This window comes from Bradyrhizobium sp. JR4.3 (assembly GCF_040547695.1).
Taxonomy (GTDB): domain Bacteria; phylum Pseudomonadota; class Alphaproteobacteria; order Rhizobiales; family Xanthobacteraceae; genus Bradyrhizobium; species Bradyrhizobium canariense.
Genome location: NZ_JBEPQF010000007.1, coordinates 235,192 through 247,454, shown reverse-complemented (window position 1 = coordinate 247,454; position 12,263 = coordinate 235,192). Strand labels below are relative to the sequence as shown.

The following is a 12,263-nucleotide window of genomic DNA, read 5'->3' as shown; positions in this document are numbered from 1 at the left end:
CGTATTGGAGCACACTCATGAGCGGCCCTTCCATTCGCCTCGCCCACAAGGTCATGGCGATCGGACTGTTCGGATTGTTGGGCCTCGTCGCCTTCGGCGCGATCTACGAGATCGGCAGTCTCTCCCAGGACGCCTCTCGCGAGATTGCCAACCGGGCTCGTGCGATCGCCGACCTCGACGAGCAGCTCTCGATCGAGATGCTGGAGGCTCGCCGGGACGAGAAGAACTTCCAGCAGCGCCGCAACGAAAGCTACGCCAAGTCCCATGCCGAATTGATCGGGCCGATCAACCGCGACTTCGAGGAGATCGAGCGGCTGGTTGCGGCCGGCGGCATGGGCGCGCTGTCCGACCGGATGAAGCAGGCGCATGACGGCTTCAAGCGATACGCGTCGGACTTCGGCGCATTGGTGGCCGCGGAGACCCGGCTCGGCCTGAACGAGACGCTGGGCCTCTCCGGCTCGCTCCGCGCCGCCGTGCACGACATTGAGGCCAAGCTCAAGGAGATCGACGATCCCAGGTCCACGAGCTGGATGCTGATGATGCGCCGGCATGAGAAGGATTTCATGCTGCGGCGCGACCCAAAATACATCGCCGAGATGAAGAAGGCCGCAGTTGAATTCTCCAAGGCGATAGAGGTTGTCGCGGTCCCTACGGCGGTGATGACCGACATCACGGCCAAGCTGCAGAAATACCAGTCCGAGTTCGCGGCGTGGGCCGACACTGCACGGCAGAGCGCAGCCCTTGACGCCAGCATGATGAAGACCTTCCGCGAGCTCGAGCCGGGTATGGTCGAGGTACGCAATACAGTCGAAGGCCTGTACAAGCAGGCCGAATTTGGGGAAGCTGCGACCCGCGATGCCGTGCGCGTATGGATGATGGTCGCCTTCGGCGTCACCGTCGTCGTGCTCGCCGCAGTCGGCTTCCTTCTGGGGCGTTCGATCTCGAAGTCGCTTGCCGGCATGGTCGGTGCGATGACGCGGCTTGCGCGCGGCGAGCTTTCGATTTCCGTTCCCGGCATCGGGCGCAGGGAGGAGATCGGCGAGATGGCCGGTGCCGTCGAGGTGTTCAGGACCAACATGGTGGAGGCCGAGCGGCTGCGCGTCGAGCAGATCGATGCCGAGGCGCGCGGGCGCCAGCAGCGTAAGGCCGACATGCACCGGCTCGCCGATAGTTTCGAAGGCGCGGTCGGCGAGATCATCGATACTGTTTCATCGGCTGCAACCGAGCTCGATGCGTCTTCGAACACGCTGATGCAGGCCGCCGAGCGCGGCAACGGGCTTGCCACCGTCGTGGCGGCCGCCTCCGAAGAGGCCTCCGCGAACGTGCAGTCGGTGTCTTCAGCGAGCGAGGAAATGACCTCCTCGATCTCCGAGATCAGCCGTCAGGTGCAGGAATCGGCGCGTGTCGCCGATGTCGCCGTCGAGCAGGCCCAGCGCACCAATGCGCGCGTCGCCGAGCTGACCAAGGCCGCTTCCCGCATTGGCGACGTGGTCGAGCTGATCAACACCATCGCCAGCCAGACCAATCTGCTGGCGCTCAACGCGACGATCGAAGCGGCGCGAGCGGGCGAGGCCGGCAAGGGTTTTGCCGTGGTCGCGACTGAAGTCAAGGCGCTCGCCGAGCAGACTGCGAAAGCGACCGGCGAGATCAGCCAGCACATCGGTGCGATCCAGACCGCAACGCAAGACTCAGCCGGGGCGATCAAGGAGATCGGCGACACCATCGCGCGGATGTCGGAGATCTCGTCGACCATCGCGGCCGCGGTCGAGGAGCAGGGCGCCGCCACGCAGGAGATCTCCCGCAACATCCAGCACGTCGCGAATGGCACCTCCGAAGTCTCAGCGAATATCGGCCACGTCCAGCGCGGCGCAGGCGAAACCGGGGCTGCCTCGGCGCAGGTGCATTCGGCTGCGCAATCCCTTTCGCAGGAGAGCAACCGGCTGAAGAGCGAGGTCGCGCGCTTCCTGGAATCGGTACGGGTGGCGTGACAGCCGCTGCCGCGTTGGTCGCATGTTGCGGCGCAAGCGGACACGCTGCGCGTGGCAGCATGAGGTGGCTGCGAGCTGCAACAAATGGTTGCATGAGAAATAGCGACTGTCGGAAGTGTCCCGTAATTTTACGTAGGTCCCTGTTAACGCCTGCTTGCGACTATGTGTGCAATCTCACGGGATAAGAACCAGCCAGCATTGTTGAACTGACATCCGTCTCGCCACCGTCGTGGCGATCACGGCGCAGGTGATTTGCGCGTTGTCAGGTAACATCGGGATTTGTCGTGATGTCGAAATTGTCGATCGTCTTCAAGCTTCTGGCCGTGCTGTCGGTCCTCGTTCTTTCGCTCGCCGGTGTCGGCGTGACGGCGATCGGCACCATGCAGAACATCAATTCCCATACGGTCGAGATTGCGGAGAGCTGGCTGCCCAGCGTGCGCGCGCTTGGCTCGCTTCGCGCCGACATCAACGAGCTGCGCGTGGCGCTCCGTCTGCATCTGATGCAGGACAGCGTCGAGGGCAAGGACGCCGCCGAGAAGCGCTTGGCCTCGCTGCGCGCGCGCATCGACCAGACCCGCAAGGTCTACGAGCCGCTGATCACCTCCGCCGAGGAGCGCTCGCTCTATGGGCAATGGAGCACGGCGTGGGCCGAGTATCTGAACGGCGTGCAGGACGTGATGGCGTTGTCGCGCAAGGGCGTGGGACGTTTCCCGGCCGACGCTAACGAGCTGTTGCAGACCAAGGTCGCGAAGATGGCCCAGGCCGCCGACCCGCTGCTTCAGAAGGGCATCGAGATGAACAATCGCGGCGCCGAGCTGGAGACCAAGCAGGCCGCCGACAGCTATGCCATGATCTTCCGCGTGCTGGTCGGCATCATCGTGCTCTCGGTCGTGATCGCGATTGGCGCCGCCTATTATCTCGTGCGCGACGTTTCCCGTGGCATTGCCTCGATTATCCGCCCGATGCAGTCGCTCGGCGAGGGTGACCTTTCGGCCGAGGTGCCGCATCGCGGCGAGCGGACCGAGATCGGCTCGATGGCGGATGCGCTGCAGATCTTCAAGGAGGCGCTGATCGCCAAGAAGGCCGCCGACGAGGCCGCCGCGCGCGACGCCGAAGTCAAGATCGAACGCGGCCGCCGCGTCGACGCCATCACCCGCAAGTTCGAAGCCATGATCGGCGAGGTCGTCGGCACCGTATCCTCGGCCTCCACCGAGCTCGAGGCCTCCGCCTCGACGCTGACCAACACCGCGCAGCGCGGACAGGAACTCGCGACCGTCGTCGCAGCCGCCTCCGAGGAAGCCTCGACCAACGTCCAGGCGGTAGCATCCGCTTCGGAGGAGCTGTCGTCCTCCATCACCGAGATCAGCCGCCGGGTGCAAGATTCGGCGCGGATGGCCGCGGAGGCCGTCGAGCAGGCGGCGCGGACCAACGACCGCGTCAACGCGCTGTCGCAGGCGGCGTCCCGCATCGGCGACGTCGTCGAGCTCATCAACACCATCGCGGGCCAGACCAATCTGCTGGCGCTGAACGCGACCATCGAAGCCGCGCGTGCCGGTGAAGCGGGCCGCGGATTCGCGGTCGTCGCCTCCGAGGTCAAGGCGCTGGCCGAGCAGACGGCAAAGGCGACCGGTGAGATCGGGGCGCAGGTCTCGGGCATCCAGGCAGCGACGCAGGAATCGGTCAGTGCCATCCAGGAGATTGGCGGCACCATCGAGCGGCTGTCCGAGGTGGCTGCGGCCATCGCCGCCGCCGTCGAGCAGCAGGGCGCGGCCACGCAGGAAATCTCGCGTAACGTCCAGCAGGCCTCGGTCGGCACGCAGGAGGTCTCGTCGAACATCACCGATGTGCAGCGGGGTGCGTTCGAGACCGGCGAAGCTTCGAACGAGGTGCTGTCGGCGGCGAAATCGCTCGCGACCGACAGCACCCGTCTCAAGGTCGAGGTCGCGCAATTCCTGGAATCGGTTCGCGCGGCGTGAGCCTCAAATGCTCGTCTGCGGAGCCGGCGGCGGTGCGACCTGCCGCCGGAACAGGATACGCTGGTAGAGCCAGCCGATCGCGACCAGCACGATGCCGAGGCACATGAAGGACAGCGCGCGGTAGACGCCCGTCAGCGTCGACATGTCGATGACGAAGGCCTTCAGGATCGTCAACGCGATCACGACGGCCGACGCCAGCCGCGCCCGCTCCGAATTGACGAGAATGCCGACGCCGAGCAGCACCACGCCGAAGCCGAGCCAGCCGATCGAATAGGTATATTGCTCGGCGCCCGTCGTCTCCCCGGAGGAGAGGATCGGGCCGTGATAGAAGCGGCGGATCTCCAGCGTGACATAGGTCAGCGCGAACAGCAGCGCGCCGCCCGCAATCGTGTTGGCGTAGGCCTTGCCGCGTTCGCCGGCCACGGCATATGACAGCAGCAGCATCAGCACCGCCGGCAGCGCGTAGCCGAGCAGCAGCAGGTTGAACACGGTCCCGCCGACATCGGTGCGCCACAGCAGCGGGTTCTCCAGGATCAAGAGGCCGAACACGCCGACGAGCCCCGCGATTGCCGTGAGCACGACCGCGCCGACATTGTGCACGATGCTGCGGCTGCGCTGCCGCAGACGCTCCAGCCCGATCGCCATGGCGAGCGCGACACAGGCCTGCAGCGCGCATTCGAGCAGCGACGGTGCCGACGTCACGTCGCCGCCGGTCGCAAAGTGCCGGATCTCCATGAAGGCGAGCAGTGCGGTGAACAGGATCGCGGCGCTCTCGATCATGCGCAACGGGGCGTCGTCGCCGCGGCGGCGCAGGAACAGGCTCGCCGCCCAGAACGATGCCGCCGGCACGCCGTAGCCCCACAACAGCCAGTTGAAGATCGGCGTGGTTCCGACGGCGTCGCCGACGATGCGTGGATCATAGCCGATCCGAGCGGTGACCAGGCCTGCGAAGATCGCGGCCAGCCAGCGCAGGAACGGGATCGGCCGCTGCATCGAGATCCAGGCGGTGCCGAGCGACATCAGCGCGAGTGCGATCGTGAGCCAGCCCTTCTCCAATGCAAATGTCAGCGCCAGCGCCAGCGCACCGAGCGTGCCGGTCGCGAACAAGGCCGTGGAGATCATGGCGCCCGGCCGGGTCTCGCGGCGCGCAAGCGCTTCGGTGGCAGCGCCGAAGGCGGCGGCGAGCAGTACCGCGAGGATGGCGAACGGGATCGAGCGGTCGAGATGCGCGATGCGTGCGTAGAGCGCGACCAGGATCGCGATCGGCGTCGCGACACCCGCGACCGACCACACCACCGGAATGATCGCCGAGTTCGAACGGCCCTGCGCGAGGAAGCCCGCGATGCCGAAGCCGGCGGCGAAGATCGCTGCCATCACCAGATGTAGCGTCACCGCGCTGTCGATCGCCGTCGGCGCGATGCCGGCGATGGGGCCGCCCGGCAGCACCAGCATGTCGGGATTGGCGCGCACCGCCCATTCGGCGAACACGATGAAGACGGTCGCGGCGGCCGCGCCGAGCGCGCCGGTGGCCGCCGGCGCGCGCCAGGCGACAAGCAGCGTCGCGCCGACGAGCAGCGTGAAGGCGATCAGCGCCAGGTCCGCATGCGCGCTCGACAGCACGATCAGCATCGCGCCGAACAGATAGGCACCGAGCGAGCCCGACGAGACCGGCTCGATCTCACCGTCCTCGATCGTCGGGCCGAACATGAAGCCGCAGACGACGAGAAGAGCGGCAAGAACGAAGCCTGCGATCACATGCAAAGCGTGCGGCGCGACCTGCAAGTCGCTGGTATCGAGCCCCGGAAAGATCCAGAGCACGGCGAAGGCGATCGTGGTGACCGCAAGCCAGCGCCACAACCGGATACGGGCGAGGCCGAAGCTCGCGGCGGTGACGATGGCGAGATAGATGTAGAGTGCCCAATAGTTCGGCTTGTCGCTCGAGACGAGGATCGGCGTCACGAACGCGCCGACTACGCCGAGGCCCGCGAGCGCGGGCCCGTGCAAGAGCGCTGCAGCCAGCGTGCCGAGCGCGACGAGGCCGAGCAGCACGAAGGCGGTCGCGGGGACGAGGAATCCATAGAGCGCGTAAGCCGCGTAGATGGTCGCAAATGCCACCGCCGTGCCGGCCGCGGTGAGGATCGCGGGAATGTTGGCGATCGGCAGCGCGGCGATGTTGGAGATGCTCTCCTTGCGGCGTGACCATTCGCCGGCGCCAAGCAGCGCCAGCGCGAACACGCCGCCAAGGAACACGCGCACACCGGGGCCGACGAGGCCGGCCTCGATCGAATAGCGCACCATGAAGAAGCCGCCGAGCGCGAGCGCAAGGCCGCCGATCCACACCACCCAGCGCGTGCCGAGCCGTTCCTCGAAGCCGGGCGCGGGCGCGGGTGCGGGCCGCGGCGGCGGCGCGTCGGCCTCGGTGCTCGCTTCGAGCGGAGGCGGTGAAACATCCTCCGTGACGGGCGGGGGCGGCGCCTCGGCTCCCGGTTCGGCTTGGGGCACAAGCGGCGGCGGCGCTGCAGAAGTCGTCGCGGACGCTTCAGCCCACACATCTGCCGGGATCCGCGGCGGCTGCACGGGCCGTTGCGCGTGGAACGTCGCTTCGAGCGAGCTCAGCCGTCGTCGCAGCTCAGCCGCCTGGCTGGAGGCCTTGATCGCGATGATGAAAGCGATGACCGCAATGATCAGCGCGAAGACGTCGAACGGGCCGTCAGACATAAAGCCTCCAGGCAATCGGCGGGCAGGGGCCGATCACGCATTTCTCGGGTTAGCGCCGGGAGCGTACGCGCAAGCCCGGCGCGGGCCGCTCCTGGAGCACGTCGCGACGGAAGCGGTAGAGCGCCGCCGGACGTCCGCCCGTCTGTGTCGACATCACCCCGGTCGGTTCGACCAGGGCTTCCATTTCGACCAGGCGGCGGAAATTTTGTTTGTGCAGGTGTCGGCCGGAGATCGCCTCCACCGTATACTGCAATTCGGTGAGTGTGAACTCGGCGGGCAAAAGTTCAAAGACCACAGGACGATACTTCAGTTTTGCACGCAGTCGCGCGATCGCTGTCGCAAGAATCCGGCGGTGGTCGAAGCGCATGGATGTGCCGAGCGCGGGCAGTGCCTTGCGCGCTAATGCCGCAGGGCGACCGTCGCGCCGTGCTTCCTCGACCAGCCCGGCCTCGTACAGGAGCTCGTAGCGGTCGAGCACGCGCTCCTCGTCCCAGGACGCGCCGTCGAGACCGAAATAGAACCGCACGCGATCCTTGCGCGGCAGTGCGCGCGTCGTCTCCGGCGTCTCCTCTTCGGCCCACTCGGTCAATGCCGGGATGATGTCGTCCGCGATGATCGCGGGCGGCCCCTCGCGCCAGTCCTCCCACGGCAGGAAGCGATACCACGGCGCGAAGCTCGCACTCGTGGCTGCGAGTTCGCCGCCGATGGCGCGCGTCAGTGCGAGATAGCCGATCGACACCATGTGCGCGCCGATGTCGCCGGCTTCGGCATGCCGGCCGCGATCGCCGAACGTGTAGAGCTGTTCGACATAGCCGAGCCGCAGGCCCGTCTGTTCCTCGACCCAGGCCCGCAGGCCGATCTCGAAAGTGCGATGGCTCGGCGCATCGAACGGGCCGAACGGCAGGCCGGCCAGGCCATCACTGTCGCGCGCGGTGAGGATCAGCGGTTCATGATTCTCGATCGCGACGATCGCGGCAGTCAGGCCGATCTCGATCGGCGTCAGCAGCTTTTCGCTCATGCGACGGCGATCGCGTGAGTGATGAGATAGGTATGCCAATTGTTTGAGCCGGTCTCGCCGCGGGCTCGCTGTAACCTCTCCCGCTTGCGGGAGAGGTCGGCGCGCAGCGCCGGGTGAGGGCTTTCTCCTCTAGGGGACTGTCCCGATGCGGAGATACCCTCTCCCCACCCCTCTCCCGCAAGCGGGAGAGGGAGCGCACCTGTGCTGTGGTGCGCAACGATCATTCGAGCTCGATCACAAAGGGGCGGCCCTCGACCATCATCGCGCCCGGTCCCATCTCGTCGAGTGCGCGCAGCATGCGGCCGTTGCGTCCCAGCGCACGGTCGGCAAGGCTGACGATGCGGCGGTTCGGCGAGGCGATCGGGGAAGCCGCTCTAATCTTCTTTGCGATCTCGGTCTCGTCGCGATCCGGATTGAGTGCGCACACGGCGGCGAAGGCGCTCGCGGTGGAGCGGCTGATGCCGGCATAGCAATGCACCACCAGCGGCGCGTCGCGGTCCCAGCTGCGCACGAAGTTCAGCACCTGCTCGATATGCGTTTCCGATGGCGCGACGAAGCCGTCCATCTCCTCGGTGATGTCGTCCATCGATACCTTGAGATGGTTGGCCGGCAGCACCGACACCGGCCGCGCCACCTGCTCGACATTGGCCATCACGGTCAGCACGTGGCTGGCCTTGGTGAGGCGGACGGTTTCGGGAAGGGCGGCGAGGGAACAGACGTGGATCATGGCGGACCTTTTTGGCGGCGAGTATAGCGAGCGCCCGTAGGGTGGGCAAAGGCGCATCGCGCCGTGCCCACCATTTCGCAACTGCGCATCTCCACCAGTTTGGTGGGCACGCTTCGCTTTGCCCACCCTACAAAGGGATAGGGTTCACGCAAACACTGCGCCAAACCGCTCCAGAAACTGCTTCTCGGCCCGGGCAGCCGTCCAGGGGGTGAGATAGTCGCGCCGGACGCTGTCGGGCAGGCCCGGATCGCGGCCGAACAGGCGCCTGGACTCGCTTTCGCTGAAGCCGGCGAGCGTCGTCGCCTCCAGATAGGCCGCGCCGCGATCGGCGGCCTTGATCGCCAACGTGATCTCCTCCGGCAGCACCGGCGGCAGGCCAAAGCGGATGTGGATGGCGCCGAGTAGGCGTTTTTCGACTGCCTTGTAATGACCGTCGAGCACGGCCTTGAACGGCGATATCATATCGCCGATCACGTATTCGGGCGCATCGTGCAGCAGCGCGGCAAGCCGCACGCGCAGATCCACGCGCGGGTTCTCGTGCCGAATCACGGTTTCGACCAGCAGCGTATGCTGCGCGACCGAGAAGATGTGTGCGCCGATGGTCTGGCCGTTCCAGCGGGCGACACGCGCCAGCCCATGCGCGACGTCGGCGATCTCGATATCGAGCGGGGAGGGATCGAGCAAATCGAGCCGCCGGCCCGACAGCATGCGCTGCCAGGCACGAGACGCCACATCGGGTGACGACTTCCTGGCCGTCATTTGGACTTGAGGCGCGGCTTGCGCTGCGTCTTGCCGCAGCTCGCGTGACAATGGCAGTCGACGAGATGATCGTTGACCATGCCGGTCGCCTCCATGAAGGCATAGACGATGGTCGGGCCGACGAATTTGAAGCCGCGCGAGGACAGCTCCTTGGAGATTTGCGTGGAGAGCGGCGTCGAGGCCGGTACGCTCGCGGTGGTCTTGAAATGATTGACCTTGGGCCTTCCGTCCATGAAGTCCCACAGGAATTTCGAGAAGCCGGGGCCCTTCTCCATGATGTCGAGATAGGATTTCGCGCTTGATATCGTGCCGTCGATCTTGGCCTTGTTACGCACGATGCCGGCATCGTTCATCAGCGCGTGAACTTTCTTCTCGTTGTAGCGTGCGATCTTTTCCGGCTGGAAATCGTCGAAGGCTTTGCGGAAATTGTCGCGCTTGCGCAGGATCGTGATCCAGGACAGGCCGGCCTGGAAACCGTCGAGGATCAGCTTCTCATAGAGCGCGCGGTCGTCATATTCCGGCACGCCCCATTCGGTGTCGTGATAGGCGACGTAGAGCGGATCCTCGCCGGGCCAGGGGCAACGCGTCTTTCCGTCGGGATGCAAGCGTGGAGCACGGCTCATGCGATGGGTTGCTTCGTCGGAATGCGGACGATTTCAGGTTCCGCTAGCCTCACAGCGAGGCCACCGGCAGTCAGCGCCTGTCCTGCGTCGAGCGCATCGGCGACGCGGTCGATGCGCACCAGCGCGATACCCTTGCCCTGCGCCGACGAGCCCATCGTGCCGACCGGCTTGTCGCCGGCGAGAATGCTGACGCCGGGCTCAGGCGAGGAGTCCTCGAGCAGTACCTTGACGCTGCGGGTGCGGGCGGTGCCGCGATGCTGCATGCGCGAGACGACCTCCTGGCCGACATAGCAGCCCTTGTCGAAATCGACGCCGGAAAGGCGGTCCATGTTGGTCTCGTGCGGGAACGCATCGCTGTACGTGAAATCGAGCCCGCCGCGCGGCACGCCGAGCGCGATGCGGTGGGTCTCGTATGCGGCGGCGTCGACGAGCTCGGCGCCGATCAGATCGGACAGCTTCTGTTTGAGATCTTCGGGGATCAGGATGCGGGTGCCGAGGTCTTCATTGCGCGGATCGGCGAAGGCGAGGTCGGGCTGGGCCGCGGGCTTGCCGTCCCAGGCCGCGAGCACGCCGAGATCGTCGGACAGGTTTTCCACAGTGACCTTGGCGCGCAGCTTGTAGAATTTCAGCTTGGTGGCGAGGCCATCGGCAAGCGGCTTCGGGCAATCGATCAGGAACCCGCCGCCATGGCCGGCAGGCGCCTCCGTGATCAGGAAATCCACGATGATCTTGCCCTGCGGCGTCAGCAGCGCGCCGAATCGGCCGAGGCCCGGCTTCAGCTTGTCGGCATCGGTCGTGACGAGGCCATTGAGGAAGTTGCGCGCATCCTCGCCCGCGACCTTGATCACGCCCCGGTCCGGAAGAAACGCTGATTTCATACGAAAATCTCTTGCGACATGTTGCTCCGGAACGTAAGCCCGCAAGGCAAAAACGACAAGACCTCAAGCCCTGCGCTTGGGGACGAGAGAGGCCTTCAGCCATGACCCAGCGTTTCGACGTGATCCTCAAGGGCGGCACTGTCGTCAACCAGGACGGCGAGGGAGCCCGCGATATCGGCGTCGTCAACGGCCGCATTGCCGAGATCGGCACCCTGTCGCAGGCTTCCGCCGCGGAGGTGATCGACTGCAAGGGCCTGCACATCCTGCCCGGCGTGATGGACACGCAGGTGCATTTCCGCGAGCCCGGGCTGGAGCAGAAGGAAGACCTCGAGACCGGCTCGCGCAGCGCCGTGATGGGCGGCGTCACCGCCGTGTTCGAGATGCCGAACACCGCGCCATTGACCGTGACGGAGGCCACCTTCACCGACAAGGTGAAGCGCGCTCATCACCGCATGCATTGCGACTTCGCCTTCTTCATCGGCGGTACCCGCGAGAACGTGCAGGATCTGCCGGTGCTGGAGCGTGCGCCGGGTTGCGCAGGCGTCAAGGTGTTCATCGGCTCCTCGACCGGCGCGCTCTTGGTGGAAGACGACGAAAGCCTGCGCCGCATCTTCCAGGTGATCCGCCGCCGCGCGGCGTTCCACGCCGAGGACGAGTACCGCCTCAACGACCGCAAATCGCTGCGTATCGAGGGCGACACGCGCTCGCACCCGGTGTGGCGCGACGAGACCGCGGCGCTGATGGCGACGCAGCGCCTGGTGAAGCTCGCGCACGAGACGGGCAAGCGCATCCACGTGCTGCATATCTCGACCAAGGAAGAGATCGAATTTTTGCGCGACCACAAGGACGTCGCCTCCTGCGAGGCGACGCCGCATCATCTCACGCTGGTGGCGCCCGAATGCTACGAGCGGCTCGGCACGCTGGCGCAGATGAATCCGCCGGTGCGCGGCGCCGATCATCGCGCCGGGATCTGGCGCGGCATCGAGCAGGGCATCATCGACGTGCTCGGCTCCGATCATGCCCCGCATACGCTCGAAGAGAAGCAGAAGATCTATCCGGCCTCGCCCTCCGGCATGACCGGCGTGCAGACGCTGGTGCCGCTCATGCTCGATCACGTCAATGCGGGTCGGTTGTCGCTGGCGCGTTTCGTCGATCTCACCAGCGCCGGCCCCGCGCGCCTCTACAATATGGCCTGCAAGGGCCGCATCGCCGCCGGCTACGACGCCGACTTCACCGTCGTCGATCTCAAGCGCAGCGAGACCATCACCAACAAATGGGTGGCCTCCAAGGCCGGCTGGACCCCCTATGACGGGTTGCGCGTCACCGGCTGGCCCGTCGGCACCTTCATCCGCGGCCGCCGCGTGATGTGGCAGGGCGAGCTCGTGACGGCCTCGCAAGGTGAGCCGGTGCGGTTTCTGGAGACGTTGAAACAGTAGGGAGCGGCACAAGCGTTCCGCACTCCCGGCGTCGTCCTGGCGAAAGCCAGGACCCATTACCCCGACTGCATCTTGTGCGAAGACTGGTGGCCAACACTTGCGCGCCACAACTTGATCCTGTGGTAATGGGTCCTGGCTTT

The 12,263-nt window shown here is 66.0% G+C and carries 9 protein-coding genes; 3 read left to right on the top strand and 6 right to left on the bottom strand.

What is annotated here, in order from left to right; translation table 11 throughout:
- Nucleotides 1-17 precede the first annotated feature (17 nt).
- Nucleotides 18-1,988 (top strand): methyl-accepting chemotaxis protein, encoded by a 1,971-nt coding sequence (locus ABIB91_RS14620; protein WP_354162038.1) that lies wholly within the window; start codon nt 18-20, stop codon nt 1,986-1,988.
- A gap of 287 nt (nt 1,989-2,275) precedes the next feature.
- A complete protein-coding gene (locus tag ABIB91_RS14615) occupies nt 2,276-3,964 on the top strand; it encodes a methyl-accepting chemotaxis protein (RefSeq protein WP_354162036.1) in 1,689 nt (562 codons plus the stop codon).
- A 3-nt stretch (nt 3,965-3,967) separates the two neighbouring features.
- Here the strand turns inward: ABIB91_RS14615 and ABIB91_RS14610 are convergent, their stop codons facing one another.
- The 6 genes from ABIB91_RS14610 to ygfZ all read right to left on the bottom strand — a co-directional run bounded on the left by ABIB91_RS14610 (nt 3,968) and on the right by ygfZ (nt 10,687).
- On the bottom strand, nt 3,968-6,682 hold the full coding sequence (locus ABIB91_RS14610; protein ID WP_354162034.1) for a DUF2339 domain-containing protein: 2,715 nt from the start codon (nt 6,680-6,682) through the stop codon (nt 3,968-3,970).
- Nucleotides 6,683-6,731: 49 nt separating this feature from the next.
- On the bottom strand, nt 6,732-7,700 hold the full coding sequence (locus tag ABIB91_RS14605; RefSeq protein WP_007594925.1) for an NUDIX hydrolase: 969 nt from the start codon (nt 7,698-7,700) through the stop codon (nt 6,732-6,734).
- Between the two features lie 220 nt (nt 7,701-7,920).
- Nucleotides 7,921-8,427: a tyrosine phosphatase family protein gene (locus tag ABIB91_RS14600; RefSeq protein ID WP_007594910.1), complete on the bottom strand. Its 507-nt coding sequence runs from the start codon at nt 8,425-8,427 to the stop codon at nt 7,921-7,923.
- 144 nt (nt 8,428-8,571) lie between these two features.
- A complete protein-coding gene (locus ABIB91_RS14595) occupies nt 8,572-9,186 on the bottom strand; it encodes a YfbR-like 5'-deoxynucleotidase (RefSeq protein ID WP_007594908.1) in 615 nt (204 codons plus the stop codon).
- On the bottom strand, nt 9,183-9,809 hold the full coding sequence (locus ABIB91_RS14590; protein WP_007594906.1) for a DNA-3-methyladenine glycosylase I: 627 nt from the start codon (nt 9,807-9,809) through the stop codon (nt 9,183-9,185). The genes ABIB91_RS14595 and ABIB91_RS14590 overlap by 4 nt, the downstream gene beginning before the upstream one ends.
- Nucleotides 9,806-10,687: a CAF17-like 4Fe-4S cluster assembly/insertion protein YgfZ gene (gene ygfZ, locus ABIB91_RS14585; RefSeq protein WP_354162029.1), complete on the bottom strand. Its 882-nt coding sequence runs from the start codon at nt 10,685-10,687 to the stop codon at nt 9,806-9,808. Before ygfZ ends, ABIB91_RS14590 begins: the two co-directional genes overlap by 4 nt.
- Nucleotides 10,688-10,788: 101 nt before the next feature.
- Here ygfZ and ABIB91_RS14580 point away from each other — a divergent pair, with 101 nt between their 5' ends.
- Nucleotides 10,789-12,123: a dihydroorotase gene (locus ABIB91_RS14580; RefSeq protein ID WP_219678670.1), complete on the top strand. Its 1,335-nt coding sequence runs from the start codon at nt 10,789-10,791 to the stop codon at nt 12,121-12,123.
- The last annotated feature ends 140 nt before the right edge of the window (nt 12,124-12,263 follow it).

Excerpts from the sequence above, each read along its gene's own strand:
- ABIB91_RS14620 (WP_354162038.1), top strand. The coding sequence starts at position 18 with ATGAGCGGCCCTTCCATTCGCCTCGCCCACAAGGTCATGGCGATCGGA.
- ABIB91_RS14615 (WP_354162036.1), top strand. The coding sequence starts at position 2,276 with ATGTCGAAATTGTCGATCGTCTTCAAGCTTCTGGCCGTGCTGTCGGTC.
- ABIB91_RS14610 (WP_354162034.1), bottom strand. The coding sequence starts at position 6,682 with ATGTCTGACGGCCCGTTCGACGTCTTCGCGCTGATCATTGCGGTCATC.
- ABIB91_RS14605 (WP_007594925.1), bottom strand. The coding sequence starts at position 7,700 with ATGAGCGAAAAGCTGCTGACGCCGATCGAGATCGGCCTGACTGCCGCG.
- ABIB91_RS14600 (WP_007594910.1), bottom strand. The coding sequence starts at position 8,427 with ATGATCCACGTCTGTTCCCTCGCCGCCCTTCCCGAAACCGTCCGCCTC.
- ABIB91_RS14595 (WP_007594908.1), bottom strand. The coding sequence starts at position 9,186 with ATGACGGCCAGGAAGTCGTCACCCGATGTGGCGTCTCGTGCCTGGCAG.
- ABIB91_RS14590 (WP_007594906.1), bottom strand. The coding sequence starts at position 9,809 with ATGAGCCGTGCTCCACGCTTGCATCCCGACGGAAAGACGCGTTGCCCC.
- ygfZ (WP_354162029.1), bottom strand. The coding sequence starts at position 10,687 with ATGAAATCAGCGTTTCTTCCGGACCGGGGCGTGATCAAGGTCGCGGGC.
- ABIB91_RS14580 (WP_219678670.1), top strand. The coding sequence starts at position 10,789 with ATGACCCAGCGTTTCGACGTGATCCTCAAGGGCGGCACTGTCGTCAAC.